At 64.3% G+C, this 16349-nt stretch carries 17 protein-coding genes; 11 read left to right on the top strand and 6 right to left on the bottom strand.

All coding sequences use genetic code 11. The features are described from left to right. The first annotated feature begins 86 nt into the window (after positions 1-86). Together CFE42_RS04295 and CFE42_RS04290 are read left to right on the top strand one after the other, a co-directional pair. Positions 87-971: a LysR family transcriptional regulator gene (locus CFE42_RS04295; RefSeq protein ID WP_004631893.1), complete on the top strand. Its 885-nt coding sequence runs from the start codon at positions 87-89 to the stop codon at positions 969-971. A 35-nt stretch (positions 972-1006) separates the two neighbouring features. Then, entirely contained in the window at positions 1007-1417 is a 411-nt protein-coding gene (locus tag CFE42_RS04290; protein WP_004631895.1) for a DoxX family protein, read from the top strand. Between the two features lie 7 nt (positions 1418-1424). On the opposite strand, the gene CFE42_RS04285 is transcribed toward CFE42_RS04290, so the two are convergent. After that, positions 1425-2981 (bottom strand): MFS transporter, encoded by a 1557-nt coding sequence (locus tag CFE42_RS04285; RefSeq protein ID WP_004631897.1) that lies wholly within the window; start codon positions 2979-2981, stop codon positions 1425-1427. Between the two features lie 73 nt (positions 2982-3054). On the opposite strand from CFE42_RS04285, the gene CFE42_RS04280 reads away from it, so the two are divergent. The 3 genes from CFE42_RS04280 (at position 3055) to CFE42_RS04270 (ending at position 5496) form a co-directional block, all read left to right on the top strand. Then, the gene (locus CFE42_RS04280) at positions 3055-3963 is read left to right on the top strand and encodes a LysR family transcriptional regulator (RefSeq protein WP_004631898.1); all 909 of its coding nucleotides are present in this window, start codon (positions 3055-3057) and stop codon (positions 3961-3963) included. 64 nt (positions 3964-4027) lie between these two features. Further along, positions 4028-4993 (top strand): LysR substrate-binding domain-containing protein, encoded by a 966-nt coding sequence (locus CFE42_RS04275; protein ID WP_004631901.1) that lies wholly within the window; start codon positions 4028-4030, stop codon positions 4991-4993. Between the two features lie 35 nt (positions 4994-5028). After that, the gene (locus tag CFE42_RS04270) at positions 5029-5496 is read left to right on the top strand and encodes an MliC family protein (RefSeq protein WP_004631903.1); all 468 of its coding nucleotides are present in this window, start codon (positions 5029-5031) and stop codon (positions 5494-5496) included. Here the strand turns inward: CFE42_RS04270 and CFE42_RS04265 are convergent. From CFE42_RS04265 to CFE42_RS04245, 5 genes are all read right to left on the bottom strand, one after another. Further along, positions 5493-6458 (bottom strand): MBL fold metallo-hydrolase, encoded by a 966-nt coding sequence (locus tag CFE42_RS04265; RefSeq protein WP_004631905.1) that lies wholly within the window; start codon positions 6456-6458, stop codon positions 5493-5495. The two genes, CFE42_RS04270 and CFE42_RS04265, sit on opposite strands and share 4 nt — an antisense overlap. Positions 6459-6496: 38 nt before the next feature. Further along, positions 6497-6958 (bottom strand): DUF192 domain-containing protein, encoded by a 462-nt coding sequence (locus CFE42_RS04260; RefSeq protein ID WP_004631906.1) that lies wholly within the window; start codon positions 6956-6958, stop codon positions 6497-6499. Positions 6959-7048: 90 nt separating this feature from the next. After that, entirely contained in the window at positions 7049-8389 is a 1341-nt protein-coding gene (locus tag CFE42_RS04255; RefSeq protein WP_004631909.1) for a cytochrome-c peroxidase, read from the bottom strand. Then, positions 8386-9900 (bottom strand): metallophosphoesterase, encoded by a 1515-nt coding sequence (locus tag CFE42_RS04250; protein WP_004631912.1) that lies wholly within the window; start codon positions 9898-9900, stop codon positions 8386-8388. The genes CFE42_RS04255 and CFE42_RS04250 overlap by 4 nt, the downstream gene beginning before the upstream one ends. Before the next feature lie 186 nt (positions 9901-10086). Then, positions 10087-10299 carry a hypothetical protein gene (locus CFE42_RS04245; protein WP_004631913.1) on the bottom strand — a complete coding sequence of 71 codons (213 nt, stop codon included), beginning with the start codon at positions 10297-10299 and terminating at the stop codon, positions 10087-10089. Positions 10300-10445: 146 nt separating this feature from the next. Here CFE42_RS04245 and CFE42_RS04240 point away from each other — a divergent pair, with 146 nt between their 5' ends. From CFE42_RS04240 to CFE42_RS04215, 6 genes are all read left to right on the top strand, one after another. Continuing rightward, complete coding sequence (locus CFE42_RS04240) at positions 10446-11060, top strand: hypothetical protein (RefSeq protein WP_004631916.1); 615 nt, start codon at positions 10446-10448, stop codon at positions 11058-11060. Between the two features lie 260 nt (positions 11061-11320). Further along, positions 11321-12571 carry an NADP-dependent isocitrate dehydrogenase gene (gene icd / locus CFE42_RS04235; protein WP_004631917.1) on the top strand — a complete coding sequence of 417 codons (1251 nt, stop codon included), beginning with the start codon at positions 11321-11323 and terminating at the stop codon, positions 12569-12571. Positions 12572-12750: 179 nt separating this feature from the next. Further along, positions 12751-13470, top strand: a complete 720-nt coding sequence (locus CFE42_RS04230; RefSeq protein ID WP_004631920.1) for an integrase arm-type DNA-binding domain-containing protein — start codon at positions 12751-12753, stop codon at positions 13468-13470. Then, complete coding sequence (locus tag CFE42_RS04225) at positions 13467-14252, top strand: DnaB-like helicase C-terminal domain-containing protein (protein ID WP_004631921.1); 786 nt, start codon at positions 13467-13469, stop codon at positions 14250-14252. The genes CFE42_RS04230 and CFE42_RS04225 overlap by 4 nt, the downstream gene beginning before the upstream one ends. Positions 14253-14592: 340 nt before the next feature. Continuing rightward, the gene (locus tag CFE42_RS04220; protein WP_052035686.1) at positions 14593-15795 is read left to right on the top strand and encodes a hypothetical protein; all 1203 of its coding nucleotides are present in this window, start codon (positions 14593-14595) and stop codon (positions 15793-15795) included. After that, positions 15741-16217 (top strand): hypothetical protein, encoded by a 477-nt coding sequence (locus CFE42_RS04215; protein ID WP_152458827.1) that lies wholly within the window; start codon positions 15741-15743, stop codon positions 16215-16217. Before CFE42_RS04220 ends, CFE42_RS04215 begins: the two co-directional genes overlap by 55 nt. The last annotated feature ends 132 nt before the right edge of the window (positions 16218-16349 follow it).

Genomic DNA, 16349 nt, shown 5'->3' with positions numbered 1-16349 from the left:
GATTATTTGCGGTGCGCTGGATTTAATAAAGTTAAAATTCATTGGATCTTGCTTAAGAAAAACTTGATAGTCCGCCGCGCCTTGCCGTGAGTACCGTCCGCTTTCTCCGCACCTTTGTCGCCGTGGCGCGCCATGGCTCGTTTGCCGCAGCCGCCGAGCGCGTGGCACTCACGCAGGCCGCTGTGAGCCTGCAGATGCGCGCGCTCGAAGCCGAGCTGCGCCGCGACTTGTTCGACCGGTCGGGGCGGACTGTCACGCTGAATGCGCATGGTCGCGCGCTGCTGCCACAAGCCGAGCACCTGCTGGCGCTCTACGACGCCATGCGCGTCGGTGACGAACCGCAGACGGCGTTGTCCGGCGCGGTGGCGATTGGTGCGGTGGTGTCGGTGATGGGGTCGCTGGCACATGCGGTGGCGGGGCTCAAGCAGGCGCACAAGGGACTGGACGTGAAGCTCATTACCGGCAAATCGGGCGAGCTGGTGGAGCAGGTGGAAGCGGGCGAGCTGGATGGGGCACTGGTGGTCGAACACCTTGAGCGCCTGCCTGCCAACCTTGTGTGGCACCCGCTCTATACCGAGCCGCTGGTCGTTGTGGCGGGCCGCCACACACGCGGCCGCGCAGAGGAAGTCCTGCGCACTCACCCGTTCCTGCGCTTCGACCGCGCGGTACGCACCGGCGCCCTGATCGATCGCGCCCTGCGCAAGACGCACATGGCGGTCAACGAGTTCATCGAGGTCAATTCCATCGAGGCGATTGTCGAACTGGTGCGCCAGCAGGTAGGGGTGACACTGGTGCCGCGCCTGCGCCGCGCAAGCTGGGAGAGCGACCCGGCCCTGCGCGTGCTGCCCCTGCCGCCGCAGACGCCGGTGCGCACCGTCGGCATGATCGAGCGGAAAGAGCACGTGCGGCACGGTGTGATTCAGGCGGTACTCGATGCGCTCGAAACCACACTTGGTAAATCCAGCGCCTAGACTGCAATCACCAAAGCCCGCCCTGGAGGCCCAAAATGGACGCGTTCATCGAACGTTGGCGCAACGAACTAATGCTGCTCGCCCGCATCCTCATGATGGTGCTGTTCGTGATGTCCGGGTGGGGCAAGCTGACGGGCTTTCAGGGCACCGTCGGCTACATGGCCAGCACGGGCGCGCCCATGCCGATGGTGGCCGCAGCGGTTGCCGTCGTCATGGAGTTTGGCGTGGGTATCGCCTTGCTGATCGGTTTCTGGACGCGGCCGCTGACGCTGCTGATGGCGTTGTTCGTGCTGGGCACTTCGTTCATCGCCCACAGCTACTGGAGTATGGAAGGCTCCATGGAGGCCGCCAACAAGATCCAGTTCTACAAGAACCTGAGCATCATGGGCGGGCTGTTCCTGCTGGCAGCGGTGGGGCCGGGCAAGTACGCGGTGCAGAAGTCGTAGTGCGCGCTCAGCGCAACGACCGCTGCACCAGCACCAGCACGGCAAACACGCCGCACGCCACGGCAAACCAGCTGAAGAGCTGCGTGCCGGCCAGCAGCGTTGCCTGTCGGTCGATCTCGGCCGACAGGCTGGCCAGGCGCTCCGGCGTGAGCGGGTTGGCAGCCTGCAGGTCTGCCGTGAAGCGCGTGACGTGCGCCACGATCAGCGAGCGCGATTCCGCCTGCTGCGTCTGCAGCGACACAGCCGCCAGCCCCGTGCCCACCGCGGTCGCAAACTGGCGCGCGATGTTCTTCATCTGGTAGCCGTGCGCGAAGTCTTCGCGGTCGAGATCGAGGTAGGTCATCATCGCGACCTGGATCATCACCGCGCCTGGCGTGATGCCTTCCAGAATCGACACGGGGAAGAACGCGTAGTCTGGCGCGCCCGGCATCAGGCTTGTTGCCAGCAGCAGCGCCGCTGCCGCATACACGGCAAAGCCGATGGCGATGAAGCGCCGCTTGCGGAAGAAGAACGGCAACCAGGCGGTCATGGCGACGGCTACCACGGTCGACACTGCCCCGCTGATCATCAGGAACAGCGTGGTCGTGCGGAACGTAAAACCCAGGCCGCCTTGCGATACCGCCGGAAAGAGGTACGACCAGTACCCGCTCATCAAGTAATAGATGCCGTAGAAACCGATGCCCCACAGGTAGCGGCGGCCGTTCAGCCGCGAGAGATCGAGCCACGGGTCTGGGTGCGTGCGCAGGCGGTGGATGGCCAGCAGCAAAGAAGCCGTACCGCCCAGCAACAGCAGCGGAATCAAAGGCGAGGCCGTCAGCCGGTTGTAGCGCAGCTCCGACAGGCCCACCAGGAACGACAGCGCACCGATGGCCATGGCGCCCACGCCAACCCAATCCCACTGGCCGTCTTCAGGCGGCGCTTCATCGGGGCGCCGCGCGGCGCGTGTGCGCGGCTGATGATGCTCGGGCGGCAGGAAGAACACCGCCATCCATGCCACACCGGCCAGCGCCAGTTCGATCCAGAAAATCACGCGCCATTCGCTGTATTCCAGCACTTCGGCGCAGATCCACGGCGCAATGGTGGTCAGTCCGAACAGGCCGACGCTGAACATCAGCATCGGCGGAATGCGTTCGTCGGGCTCGGCTGCGAGTTGCACCAGGATGCGCGACGCCGAGAACAGGCCACCCGCGCCCAGGCCCTGGATGGCCCGTCCGATGATCAGTTCGCCGATGTTGTTGGACTCGGCGCACACCACGCAGCCGATGGCGAACAGCACGATGCCCACCAGCGAATACATGCGGTAGCCCACGTGCGCCGCAATGCGGCCGATGGCGAGGTTGGCGACGACGGCCGCCACGGCATACGCTGTGACAGCGTACAGATAGGCATCCGGGCTCGCATGCACACCGCCCTGGATGTGCTGGCCCGCCACGGCGAACATTTGCGACGAGACGAAATCGAGGCCCGTGGAGAGGCCCATCGCCAGCCCAAAAGCGTGGACGCGCGCCGAAGAAAAATGGGGAAACGCCCGCAGGGATGCGGGTTTGAGGATTTGCAGCGACATGTGCCCGAGCTTAAACTTGCCCGCCAGCCGGATAAACGGCCAACTCTAGGAACACTGTCCAGTCATGCGAACAATGGAGTGGAACGATTGGGAAACCTTCTGCCGCGTGGTGGAGGCCGGCAGCTTTACCGCCGCCGCCGAGGCGCTGGGCATCCCCAAATCGACCGCCAGCGCCGCCGTTTCACGGCTGGAAGCCGGGCTGGGCGTGCGGCTCATGACCCGCACCACGCGACAGTTGCGGCTGACCGAAGCGGGCTCGCACTTCTACGACGACATCGCGCCGCTGTTCGAGCGCCTGCGCGAAGTGCACGCCGACACCACCGCGGCCAGCGAAACCGTGGCCGGCACGCTGCGCATCGCTGCGCCGTACGAAGTCGGTGCGCAGCACCTGACCGAACCCGTGTGCCGCACGCTGGAGAAATACCCGCATCTGCAAATCCAGGTGCACATCTCATGGGAACAGCCAGACCTGCTAGCCAGCGGCTTCGACATCGTCTTCGTCATGGTTGACCAGGTGTTGCCGGATTCGTCGCTCGTGGCGCGCCGCGTGGTGCTCATCCCGCGCGGCTTGTATGCATCGCCGGCCTTGCTGGCGGAACGCCCGCCGCTCAAGACGCCCGCCGACCTGGCCGGCTGGCCCTGCCTCTCCGGGCCTGACGACGCGAGTTGGGCCTTCCGCCCCGTTGGCGAGCCCGCCGTCGAACCAATCGAAGTCCCCATCCAGCCACGCCTGCAGACGTTGAATGCCGAAATGCGCGCCCGCGCCGCCGTGCGGGGCCTGGGCGTGGCCCGCATGGCGCGCTCTGTGGGCGATACGGAAGTCGCGGCCGGCCGGCTTGTGCGCGTGCTGCCCGATTTCGAGTTGACCGCGCTGCGCGTCTACGCGTTGATGCCTGCCCGCAAGCTGGTGCCGCGCAAGGTCCGCGTGTTTCTGGATGCGCTGGAAGCGGAGGGCGCTTCCGCCACACCTGCACCCGCCTAGCCGAAGACCGGCGCCGGATGTCACAATCGGCGCTTCCCTATTCGGATTGTGAGGACCGGCGGCCATGCGTTTGCGCCAGATCGAAGTCTTCCGCGCCGTGATGCTGGTTGGGACCGTCAGCGAGGCGGCGCGCATGCTGAACGTGTCGCAACCCGTGGTGACGCGCGTGCTGCAGCACACCGAGCTGCAACTCGGTTTCCGCCTGTTCGACCGCACCAAGGGCCGCCTGCAGCCCACCGCCGAGGCGTTCGAACTGTTCAGCGAAGTCGAGCGGCTGTACCAGGAGGTCGAGCGCGTGCGGCGCGTGTCGGCCAACTTGCGCCACAAGGGGGCGGGGCGCTTGCGCGTGGCGGCTACGCCCAGCCTGGCGCCGAGCATTCTCGCGCCCGCCGTGCGGCGTTTCTCGCAGCGGCATCCCGATACGCTGGTGCGTGTGTTCACGCACCACACCGCCGAGATCGTGCAGGGCTTACTCTCGCAGGACATCGACGTCGGTTTTGCTTTTGCGCCGCCCGTGCATCCGGCCATCAGCACCAAGCCGGTGGCGCAGGGGCGCATCCTGCTGGCCGCGCCGCGCGCCTGGGTGAGCGGCAAGACCGATGGGCGCGCGCTGCACAAGCTCGTTGCCGAGAAGCCTTTCATCGGATTGGAAGACCAGATCTCGCTTGGCTCGCTGGTCGGGCAGACATTGGCGCGCGGCGGGCTGGCGCCGCAGTCGACGTTGGAAGTGCAGACATATTCGTTGGCGCGTTCGCTGGTGGAGGAGTCGCTCGGCGTGACGATGCTCGATCAGTTCACAGCCGCCACCGGCAGCATGGAGCGCATCGCGCTGTTCGCGCTGGAGCCGGCGCAGACGTTCGACGTGCGCGCCATGCGTGCCGAGCATCATGCGCCGTCATCGTTGGCCGATAGCCTGGTGCAGTGCTTTGCCGAGGCCGCGCGTGCGCTGTCCGATGAACTCCCGCAGCGCGTCGAGCCGACAGCATTCGTGCTCAAGCCCACCGAACCTGACAGCGACGCGGCGGACTAACCGACTTGCGCTGACCATTCTCAGGAGACGGATCCATGCGTCGTTTCGCAACTGCAGTGATGTTCGGGCTGGCGCTGGGCGCCGGCGTCTTCAGCGGCGTCGCCACCGCCCAGCAATCGCCGGTGCCCGGCATGTCGTCCGACGATCTGAATACTGCGCTCGATTTTGCCAAGGCGGGGCTCAACAAGGCGATCGATCAGGCGCGCGCCTATTCCGCGTTGCCGATCAAGGACCCGCACGACGTGCGCTACACGTGCGAAGGCGGCAAGACGCTGCTTGTGAAATACATGACCGTGGGGGATACGCCGCTGGCCGCCATGACCCTCAACGGCAAGACGCTCGTGTTTGCCAACGTGATGGCCGCGTCGGGTGCGCGCTATGCGTCGGGCCAGTATGTCTGGTGGACGAAGGGCCCCACCGGTTTCCTCGCCGACGAGACCCTGTCCGGCAGCCGCAACCAGCTTTACCGCGATTGCAGCGAAGCGAGCAGCGGCCGTCCTTAAATTTCCTGCAGTTCGCGCCCGACGATGATCTCGCCCTTGAAGTGCGGGCGCACGGCATCCAGCCAGACTGAATCTTCCAGATACGGATAGCCGCCGGGCACGAAGTGCGACAGCACCAGTGTCTTCACCTTGGCCTCGGTGGCAATGCGGCCGACCTCTTCGGTGGAGGTGTGGCTCGCCAGCAGATGCTCGCGTAGCGTCTTGGCGTTGGGCTCGGTGGACAGCAGCTTGTCGAGCGACGGCAGGTGCATCACCTCGTGCACAAGCACATCGGCGCCGTATGCCAGGCGCACGAGGTTTTCGCTCGGCGCCGTATCGCCGGAGATGACGATGGAGCGGTCTGCCGAATCGAAGCGAAACGCGAATGCCGGCGAGACCGGTGGGTGCTTGACCAGCGCGCTCGTCACCTTCACGTTGGCATCCTGCATGACGAGGCCGCCCTCGGTCAGCTCGTGCGGATGAAGCATCGGCGCCAGCGGCGGGCGGCCTTCATCGGCAATGCGGGTGCGGATGTCGTAGTCGTACAGCTCAAGGAACTTGGTCGTCATTGCGGCCAGCGGGGGCGGGCCCCAGGCGTCGACGGGGCCGGTCAGGTCGGTGGCCCAGGCGAGCAGCATCAGCGTGCCGTAATCGGCGTTGTGATCGGAGTGCTGATGCGTGATGAAGACGTGGCGGATGTCCTTGAGCTTGAGGCCCGCCGTCACATACTGGCGTGCGACACCGTTGCCGCAATCGACCACGTACGACACGCCGTTGATGACGATCACCTGTGCCGGCGCCGAGCGATTCTTCTTCGGCGTCGGCCCGCCCGCCGTGCCCAGCAAGATCAACCGCGTGCCCTTCTTGGGTGCATCGGCGGCCAAGGCGCCAAGCGGCAGACCTGCCGACGCCGCGCCCGCACCCACGGCCAGCGCGCCGGCCTGCCGCATCCAGCGGCGACGGTTGTTGTCGAAACCGTGCATGCGGCGGTCTCCTCTCTGTTGTTGTATGTGCGTGGGCTTCAGCGCGGCAGCCCGCCCACCTTCATGCCGGGCTTGACGCCTTTGCGTGCAAACCAGCCCTTGTTCATTTCCAGCGCGTAGCTGCCAGCCCGGGTGGGGCAGTGATTGTCTTCGGTCTGCGGCTTCATCTCGGCAATGTCGGAGATGGTGCCGTCGTCGGTGATGAAGGCGATGGACAGCGGCAGGTCAGTGTTCTTCATCCAGAAGCAGTGGCCAGCGGATTCATCGAACACGAAGAGCATGCCTGCGGTATCGGGCATGGTCTTGCGGAACATCAGGCCGGTCTCGCGGGTTTGCGGGGTGGCCGCCACTTCGGCCTTGACCTTGTACATGCCGATGGTCAGGTCGACCACGGGCAGGCCGGTATTCGGGGCGGTGGGCGCGGCGGGTGTCTGGGCGAGGGCTCCGGTGGCGGCAACGGCCAGCGACAGAGCGGCAAAGAGGCGGGACAGGGTGGTCATGGCGCGAGCGGATCGGAAAAGAAACGCTCCATGATCGGCACTCGGCCCGCCGCCGTCAATGAAACGGCGGCGGGCTGTGCGACGAAGTTGTTACCGCGTGTTGGTGCCCGCGGGAGGCTGATGTTCGAGGGCGACCGTCTTCGCGGCCACCTTTGGCGTATGCGCCGAGCGCGCCTTGTCGGCTGCCGGATCGGGCATCAGCGCCACATACCGCGCATCGGTTAGCGTGCGCAGGAATGCAACGATGTCGTCGATCTCGTCTTCCGTCAGCGCAGGCGTGGTGCCGGGGCGGCGGTTCATCGGCACGGCATTCACGTTGATATTGCCCTGGTACTTGGCCGGCACGTCGTTAAAACGCTTGCCGCCGGGGTACCACTGCGCGGGGTCGGTCGAGCGCGTGGCATAGAAGGTCACCGTGTCGCGCAGCGTGCGGAACACGCCGTTGTGCATGAACGTCTGGCGCACCGCCACGTTGCGCAGGCCGGCCGTGCGGAAGTAGCCGCACCACTGGTCGGGCTCCGGCCATTTCAGCGTCCGGGCGGTCTGGCACAGGCCGACGTCGAAGTGGCGCGCGTCCTTGTTGGCGGGCAGCAGCGGGTTGCGCGGCACAGCAATGGCGTCGTAGCCGAAATCCGTGAACAGGGAGCGCTCTGGACGCGACGACGATTCCACCATCAGGTGACACGACGCGCAGTTGCCTTTGTCCGGATTGCGGAACAGGGCGAGGCCGCGCATCTCGGCGGCGGAGAGCGGCGTGCGCTTGCGCAGGAAATCATCGAAGCGCGAGGTGAACGGCGCCAACTCATCGCTCTGGAAATAGGCCTCCAGCGCCTTGCCCAGCACGCTGACCAGGCGTTCGGGCTCATGCACCGCATTGGCGCCGAACTGCTTTGCAAGCGCCTCGCCAAGGTCGGTGCCGGCCACCTTGCGCTGCAGGTCGCGCGCTGAACGGTTGCCCATTTCGTCCGGATTGAACAGCGGGCCGCGAATCTGTTCCGGGATGGAATCTGCTCGGCCATCGGCAAAGAAGCCACCGAACGGCGACGGGAAGCTCGCGTCGTCATCCTGGAAGAAATAGCGATGCGGGATGTAGCGCAGGTACAGCAGCGACGGCGCATTGCGTGCCGCAACATGCCCTGGGCGGCTGCCGGCCGGCACACCGATGCGCAGCGCCTCGCCCTTCAGCGTGGGCCCGAAGGCGCGGCCCGGATCATGGCACGCCGCGCATGCGGTGCCTTGCGGCTCCGACAGGCGCGGGTCGAAAAACACCCGCTTGCCGAGCGCGACGAGGTTCGGGTCCGGCTTGAACGCGGTCGACTCGGCGGGCGGCGGCACGGCGTCCAGCCTGGGCGTCATGCCGATCGATTCGGCCGCTGCCGCACCCGAGAAGAGTGCGGCGGCAACGAGCAGCGTGGTGCTCAGGCGCTTCAAGGTGCAACGAAGCCGGTCTTGTCGCAGACCAGGCTCGTGCCGTTCTGTGTGCAGGTCGTCAGCAGCTTGCCGGCCACACTGTAGGCCTTGAACAGCCAGCCCTTGGCGGGCGCGGGCTGGCGGTCCATCACCATGAAGCCGAACGAGTTGTTGTGCGAGATGCTGCCAACGGTCACACCCGAAGCCGGGCTGATGGCCGGGAACGGATCGGGCAGGGCCACGTCGAGCGAATCGCCGGCGTTGCCCGCAACGATGGTCGCGGGGTGGTTGCTGGTGAAGTTGATTGCCTGGAAGTCATGCACGTGGCCGTGCAGCGCGACCTGCACGCCCGGCGGGTAATACGCCGTGGCGTTCAGGCTGTTCATGACCGACAGCAGCGCCGCATTGCCGCCCAGCGGCGTGCTGCCCGCGATGGGCACGAAGCCCAGGATCGGATGGTGGTTGGTGAAAATCGACATCACGCCCGGCTTGGCGGCCAGCGTGCCCACCGTGCTGAACTGCTTCTGGTAGGTCTGGAACCACGGGTCGGTCGTCGCCAATGCCGTCGTGCCGGCCTTGGCCGAATCGAACACGATGACCTGCGTGTCGCTGCCGATGGCGACGGCGTACGGGTCCGACGCGTTAGCAGCGGTGTCGTTGGCCGGGTCGTCGCACGAGCGGGCGGTGGAGTACGGGCGTGGATCCAGGAAGCGGTACCAGCCTTGGCCGGCGCGCGCGCATTCCTCGTGGTTGCCGCGGACCAGCACCCACGGGGCCGCAGCCATCAGCGGGGCGGCGGGCTGGAACAGGTCGGCCTGCCACGTATCCCAGCCGTATCCCCAGGGGCTGCCCTGGCAGCCGGCCACGTCAGGCGGGCAGGCGTTTTCGCGGTAGTGGTAGTCGCCCACGTGCAGGACGAGGTCCGGGTTCATCTTGGCGGCCGTGGCGGCAGCGCTCGCAAACGGCCACGACAGCGGGTCGTTACACGACTGGAACGTGTTGCTCGACTTTTTCATGCGGCAGCCGGTGTCCGCCAGGATCACCACGCGCTGCGGGTTGGCCTTGGGCAGCGGCAGCACGCGCGAGCCGATCGACGCGGCCTTGGCCGTGGAGGCCACGGTGGCTTCGCAGGCATTCACAGGGAACGACGAGGCTTTCGAATCGCTGGCGGCGCTGGCCGTGGTGCGCTGCGCCGGCGTGCCGGCCGCCACACGCAGCGTCATGCGCGTGGCGGTGCCGTCCACCGTCAGCAGCGGGCAGACCGAGCTGTCGACGGGCGAGGCGCTGTTCGTATAGCTGGTGACCGCGCGCACGACAGCCTGGTTGCTGTCGCCGATTTCCACCCATGCGGCCTGGATGTTGGCGTCAGCCGTGGCCGCATCCGAGGGCGTGGCCGTCGACACCGGCGTCGAATCAGACGACGAGCCACCGCAGCCGGCAATTACGGCGGCAGCGGCCAGCGCGGCAAGAGAGAGCATCGTGAGCACGGCGCGTTTTCGTCGCACCGGAGCGAACATCGATCGGAATTCCATTGCGCCATCCCTTTTTTTTGTTGTGAGGAACGGGCAAGGTACTCAAGCTTGATGGCGCTATTTTGACAGCCCAGCACGCGCGCCCGGGATTTCCGTTCAGCAGGCGAGGGCGAAAAAAAAGCAGATGCATAAGCACCTGCTTTCTCTGTATCGGCCGAGCCGCGTGGGCCCGACAGAAACACAAGCTTATTGCTTGGCGGCGTCAGCAGCCGGAGCCGAAGCGTCAGCAGCCTTCTTGGCAGCCTTCTTGTGGTGGTGCTTCTTGGCCTTCTTGGCCTTCGGAGCAGCCTTTTCGGCAGCAGCCGGAGCAGCAGCTGCGTCAGCAGCCGGAGCGGAGGCTTGAGCGAACACACCGGTGGCGAACAGGCCGGCGATCAGGGCAGCGATCAGCTTCTTCATGGTGAATCCTTTTATAGATCAGTGAGTTAACCAACGACCCGCTTAATGAGTCATCTGCAATAACGCAGCCCGTTACAGGCGCGTTGACATGTTCCGTCGAATTTTTTGTGGCCCCGGGCGAAAGCCTCTGCGTCGCCGGATCCGCCATGTGGCGCATGTTGCGCTGCGCAAGAAAGGTGCCCGCCGGACGATGCGTCGTGACTGCGTTTCGGACCCATCTGATTGGATGGGGGCGCCTGAGCCTTGAAAATGCGAGCCGATTTTGTTCAAGGCCCGCCGTGTCTCTGCCGTCGTCATCTCCCCGCCCCACCAAGCCCGCCCAGCGCAGCAAGCCTGCCCATTTCCGGCGCCGCGATTTTGTTCTGGGCTGCGGCGCCTTACTTGTGCTGGGCGCCGTGCCGGGTTTTCGTCCGCCTTCGCGTGACGCGCCCAGCCTCGACGATTTCATGCTGGTGTCGCAGACGATCTCCGGTGCCCCGCCGGACCGCCACGTGGGCCTGTCCTGTTTCAGCCATTTGCACCGGACTGACGATCGCTTCATCGAACACATCCAGACGCTTGCGTGGCTGGTCAGGCGCAATCCGGGCCTGGACGGCGTTGGCCTAGTCCGCTTAATCGATGCCGACAGCGCGTGCGACCTGCGCGCCGCCTTGGCCCGCCTTGTGGATGCCTGGAGCGCCCGGCTGGATGCGGATCCCGCGTGGGGGGACATCCGCCCGCTCATCGTCAGGGCTTCTGAGGCCAGCCTGTCAGGCAGTTGACAGCCGCCCCGATGCGTGCGGCAGTATGGCGGATGGTGAAATTTTCCGGCATAATGCGGAATTCACTCTTGTGTCTTATATAAGAGTTGCGGCTTGCGCGAGATGCGTGATTTGTGCAGTGCATCGTGAGAGCGTCACCGTAGGCCGTTAGAATCGCCAGTTCATTGCAGCGCTCCACGCCGGCCAACCCGTGAGCGGCGCGCTGTGCTGTCAATCCCCACCGTCCACCCGCTAACCTGCGGTCTGCACTGGAGTCGTCCATGTATCAACACATCAAGGTCCCGGCCGGCGAGAAGATCACCGTCAACCAAGACTTCTCCCTCAACGTTCCGAACAACCCGATCATTCCTTACATCGAAGGTGACGGCACCGGCTTCGACATCACCCCGGTGATGATCAAGGTGGTCGACGCAGCGGTTGAGAAGGCTTACAAGGGCGAGCGCAAGATTTCCTGGATGGAAATCTACGCCGGCGAGAAGTCGACCAAGGTGTACGGCCCGGACGTGTGGCTGCCGGAAGAAACCCTGCAAGTCCTGAAGGACTACGTGGTGTCCATCAAGGGCCCGCTGACGACGCCGGTGGGCGGCGGCATCCGTTCGCTGAACGTGGCGCTGCGCCAGGAGCTGGACCTCTACGTCTGCCTGCGCCCGGTGCGCTACTTCAAGGGCGTGCCTTCGCCGGTCAAAGAGCCGGAGAAGACCGACATGGTCATCTTCCGCGAGAACTCGGAAGACATCTACGCCGGTATCGAATTCGAAGCCCAGAGCGACAAGGCCAAGAAGCTGATCAAGATTCTGCAAGACGAATTCGGCGTCAAGAAGATTCGCTTCCCGGAAACGTCGGGCATCGGCGTGAAGCCGGTTTCGCGCGAAGGCACCGAGCGTCTGGTGCGCAAGGCCATTCAGTACGCGATCGACAACGACAAGCCGTCGGTCACGATCGTGCACAAGGGCAACATCATGAAGTTCACGGAAGGTGGTTTCCGTGACTGGGCCTACGCGCTGGCACAGAAGGAATTCGGCGCCGAGCTGATCGACGGCGGCCCGTGGTGCAAGTTCAAGAACCCGAAGACGGGCAAGGAAATCATCGTCAAGGACGCGATTGCCGACGCCTTCCTGCAGCAGATCCTGCTGCGTCCGGCCGAGTACTCGGTGGTGGCAACGCTGAACCTGAACGGCGACTACATCTCCGACGCTCTGGCTGCGCAAGTCGGCGGTATCGGCATCGCCCCGGGCGCCAACCTGTCGGATTCGGTGGCGATGTTCGAAGCCACCCACGGCACGGCTCCCAAGTACGCAGGCAAGGACTACGTGAACCCGGGTTCGGAAATCCTGTCGGCCGAAATGATGCTGCGTCACATGGGCTGGACGGAAGCCGCTGACCTGATCATCTCGTCGATCGAAAAATCGATCCTGTCGAAGAAGGTCACGTATGACTTCGCCCGTCTGCTGGAAGGCGCGACCCAAGTGTCGTGCTCGGGCTTCGGTCAGGTGATGATCGACAATATGTAAACTGATCCGGAGTGTTCCGGAAAAGTCCAGAAAACCCCGGTGTACACTTAGTGTCGCCGGGGTTTTTTGTCTCTAGAGTTCCAGAAAGAGTGAGTACGATCCGGCGCTAAGTGAGTGTTGTACGGAGTATTTTGGGGGCGAAGCAATACTCAAAGTGCTCACTTCTGAGGATCGCTGCCATGCGCCACTTCAACTACAAGCTGACGCCCACCCGTATCAACAACGCTAAGCCCAAGGAACAGCCCTACAAGCTCACGGACGGCGGTGGCCTGTTCGTCCTAGTGCACCCGGGCGGCTCGAAGGCCTGGCGCTACCAATACATGCTCTCGGGCAAGCGCCGATCGGTCCTGATCGGGAGCTATCCCGAAATCGGCGTGTCTGATGCGCGCGACCGGCACGCCGAATACAGGGCAATGGTCGAGCAGGGCACTGATCCGGCCGAACACCGGCGCCAGGACAAGGCAGAGCGCAAGGCCAAGGAATCACTGCAGGAGGATGAGGGGCTATTCAAGGCGTTCTCCCTCAAGTGGATCGATGAGCGCTTGGCTACGAAAACCGAGGGGTACCGCAGCCAGATCAAGTCGCGCTTGGAACGTTTCGTGTGGCCGGTCATCGGCCGCAAGGCCTTAGAAGACGTGAAGCCGTCCCACGTGCTGGAGATCATCGAGGCCCGGCGCGCCACGCCAAACACCGCGGAGGGCGTACGGGTCATCATTCAGCAGATCTACAACTACGCCATCCAGAAGCTGCTTGTAGAGAGCAATCCGGCAGTTCCTCTGCGCGGCGTCATCACCGTGCCCAAGGCTGAGCACCATCGGCACCTCAGCGAATCGGAACTGGGCGCGTTCTGGCGCGCTCTCGGGCGCCAGGGCGCACAGGCCTGCGGCCCGGCGAGATGATCGTCGTTGCAGGCCGTCCCGGCATGGGCAAGACCTCGCTTGGCCTGAACATCGCCGCCAACGTTGCCATGGGCGGGGAGGTGGGCGGTGCCGTCCTGTTCGTCAGTCTAGAGATGGGCGCTATGGAGCTAACGGAGCGCTGCCTCTCCCTGGCTGGCGGCGCGCCATATGCGGGCATCCTGACCGGCGAGATGGGCGACAAGGAGTGGAATGCGGTAACCAAGGCCGTGGAGAGGCTTGCTCACCGAAACCTGTTCGTCGATGACACAGGTGGCCTGGATCTCGCTCGGCTCGCAGCTAAGGCGCGCTCGATCAAGCGACGGTATGGCCTTGCGCTGCTGGTTGTGGACTACCTCGGCCTGATGCGTAGCACGGGCGGCACCCAGCGCGAAAACCGGACGCAGGAGATCGGCGCCATCTCGCGTGGGCTGAAGGCACTGGCCAAGGAACTCCAAACCCCGGTGATCGTGCTTGCTCAGTTGAATCGGCAAAACGAGGCTAGGCCGGACAAGCGACCGCAACTCTCTGATCTGCGCGATAGCGGCGACATTGAGCAGGACGCCGATGCTGTCCTGCTGTGCCATCGCCCCTCGTACTACGACCCCGCATTCGACCCGGGCGATCTGATGGAGGTCAATGTCGCAAAGATGCGCCGCGGCAAGACCGGGACCGTCCCCTTGTCCTTTGATGGCGACACCCAGCGAGTCACCAATTTCACCGGGACGTGGCCCCTTGCCGCCTTGTCCCAACAACGTAACCCGCGAAACCGCGGGTTTGAATGACCCACGGAGATTGAAATGGAAGACAACGAAAGCCTGGTGCCAACTGAGTGCACCGCAAACAACTCGCCAGAGATTGCGGCTCCCAGAGAGCCAGCCACTGTGATGGCTCGCTATCCCTATGGGGCGATGCCCTATGACGGCCTACAAGCAGTCCAGCCAACGCCGGAGGACTGATCCGGTCAACGGGATAAACAAATGCAATGGGTCAGCCCAAGGAGGGCTGACAACAACCCGCCGCATGAAAATTCGGCCTTAGATCGGAGCTTTAATGGACAGAGCAATAATCTACACGGGAGCGGTTCCGCAAACGACCGACCTGCTGAACACTAACAAGCAGACGATGATCGCGCTGGCGAAGTTGTGCGCTGATCTGTTCGGCACCGCCACGATGGCCACGGGATTGTCGTGTGCGCCAACGTCGCCGGCCTCGATGAGCGTCAACGTCAACCCGGGCCAGATTTACCAGCTTGCGAACGTCGACGGCACCGCTTACAGCGCGATCGCCGCAGACACGACCCACAGCATTGTGAAGCAGGGCATTCTGTTGGACGCCCAGAACTTCGCCATCACCGCGCCGGGCACCGTCGGTTACAGCCAGAACTACCTGATCCAGGCGACGTACCTGGACAACGACATCAACAACACGGTTCTGTCGTACTACAACAGCGCGAACCCGACCCAAGCGTTCAACGGTCCGGGCGGCAATGGCACGGCGCAGCCGACGACGCGCGCAGGCCAAGTGTCGCTGCAGTTGGTTGCCGGCACTGCCGCCGCCACGGGCTCGCAAACGACGCCTGCGGTTACGGCTGGCTATGTCGGCTTGTGGGTGATTACCGTCGCCAACGGCCAAAGCACGATCACCGCCGGCAACATCGTCGCCTATCCGAACCAGCCGATTCTGCCGTCGTCCGTTTTGGCTGCGATCCAAACGGGCAACCTGTCTTTTGCGACCGCAAGCGGCACCGCCAACGCGCACACTGTCGCTCTGACGCCTGCCCTTCAACAGCGGACCGAAGGCATGGTGATCCGCTACAAGTCTCCCGCGACGAACACGGGCGCGGTGACGCTCAACGATGGTGTGGGCACTGCGAGTGTGGTGGGGGGCTCCCACCAAGCCCTGCAGAGCGGTGAGTACGCAGTCAACGGCGACGCATGGGTGCAGTGGAACAGTTCGATCGGTGGTGGCTCGTATGTGCTACTTGAATGCACCGGCGGCGCCCTACAAGTCGCCCCCGCCACGCAGAGCCAGCATGCAGTGCAGCTTGGGCAGTTCGGTGCGTCCATCGGGGCCGGTGGCTATCAGAAGTTTCCTTCCGGACTGATTATTCAGTGGGGCACCATCACAGCCGCGGCGAGCTCATCTACGTCCGGAACGTTCCCAATCTCATTTCCCAACGCCGCAGTCGACCTTCTGGTAACTCCGCAACTTGTGAGCGGCGCTTATTCGATGATAGGGCAGGCCACACGGAGTATCACGGGGTTCTCTTTGTGGAACCCAAACTCGGCATCTATCGCAGTGAATTACATCGCAATTGGATATTGACCATGGGCCATAAATTCGCAGCATACAACGCGCAAGGCGCGATCACAGCCTACTACGACAGCGTGGACAGCCCGGTTCCGTCAGGCGTCAACGCCATCGAAATAACCGACGCCCAATGGCAAGCGGCAATCTCAACGCAGGGGTACACGGTCAGCAATGGCTCGCTCGTTGCGCCAATTTCGCCCACCGCTGCCCAGATAGCAGCGCAGCAGGCCGCAGCAGCCTGGAGCGCATATCAGGCGACCGCCAAGGCCGCGCTGGCCGTTTCGGACATCACTATCCTGCGGTGCGCCGAGAGCGCGGTTGCTTTGCCAGCAGCATGGGCCGCCTATCGCAAGGCGCTGCGCGCGATTGTAGGCGCATCGACCGGTGACCCGACGCAGGCCTTGCCAACGCAGCCTGCTTACCCCGCGGGCACCTGACAGGCATAAGGCCCGCCCAGCGCGGGCCTCAACTCCCAAACCGAGGGTCCCAGTGGACGACCAAGACAAACTATGCGCCGCACCTCACCGTGACCGGGACCCTTCACGATCACGATTCGCTAAAGGCTAGCC

This window comes from Ralstonia sp. PBBBR1, assembly GCF_002256165.1.
GTDB lineage: Bacteria > Pseudomonadota > Gammaproteobacteria > Burkholderiales > Burkholderiaceae > Ralstonia > Ralstonia thomasii.
Note: the sequence above shows the minus strand (reverse complement) of the source record. Positions and strands in the feature narration are given on the sequence as shown.

Excerpts from the sequence above, each read along its gene's own strand:
- CFE42_RS04290 (WP_004631895.1), top strand. The coding sequence starts at position 1,007 with ATGGACGCGTTCATCGAACGTTGGCGCAACGAACTAATGCTGCTCGCC.
- CFE42_RS04285 (WP_004631897.1), bottom strand. The coding sequence starts at position 2,981 with ATGTCGCTGCAAATCCTCAAACCCGCATCCCTGCGGGCGTTTCCCCAT.
- CFE42_RS04280 (WP_004631898.1), top strand. The coding sequence starts at position 3,055 with ATGGAGTGGAACGATTGGGAAACCTTCTGCCGCGTGGTGGAGGCCGGC.
- CFE42_RS04275 (WP_004631901.1), top strand. The coding sequence starts at position 4,028 with ATGCGTTTGCGCCAGATCGAAGTCTTCCGCGCCGTGATGCTGGTTGGG.
- CFE42_RS04270 (WP_004631903.1), top strand. The coding sequence starts at position 5,029 with ATGCGTCGTTTCGCAACTGCAGTGATGTTCGGGCTGGCGCTGGGCGCC.
- CFE42_RS04265 (WP_004631905.1), bottom strand. The coding sequence starts at position 6,458 with ATGCACGGTTTCGACAACAACCGTCGCCGCTGGATGCGGCAGGCCGGC.
- CFE42_RS04260 (WP_004631906.1), bottom strand. The coding sequence starts at position 6,958 with ATGACCACCCTGTCCCGCCTCTTTGCCGCTCTGTCGCTGGCCGTTGCC.
- CFE42_RS04250 (WP_004631912.1), bottom strand. The coding sequence starts at position 9,900 with ATGGAATTCCGATCGATGTTCGCTCCGGTGCGACGAAAACGCGCCGTG.
- CFE42_RS04245 (WP_004631913.1), bottom strand. The coding sequence starts at position 10,299 with ATGAAGAAGCTGATCGCTGCCCTGATCGCCGGCCTGTTCGCCACCGGT.
- CFE42_RS04240 (WP_004631916.1), top strand. The coding sequence starts at position 10,446 with ATGTGGCGCATGTTGCGCTGCGCAAGAAAGGTGCCCGCCGGACGATGC.
- icd (WP_004631917.1), top strand. The coding sequence starts at position 11,321 with ATGTATCAACACATCAAGGTCCCGGCCGGCGAGAAGATCACCGTCAAC.
- CFE42_RS04230 (WP_004631920.1), top strand. The coding sequence starts at position 12,751 with ATGCGCCACTTCAACTACAAGCTGACGCCCACCCGTATCAACAACGCT.
- CFE42_RS04225 (WP_004631921.1), top strand. The coding sequence starts at position 13,467 with ATGATCGTCGTTGCAGGCCGTCCCGGCATGGGCAAGACCTCGCTTGGC.
- CFE42_RS04220 (WP_052035686.1), top strand. The coding sequence starts at position 14,593 with ATGATCGCGCTGGCGAAGTTGTGCGCTGATCTGTTCGGCACCGCCACG.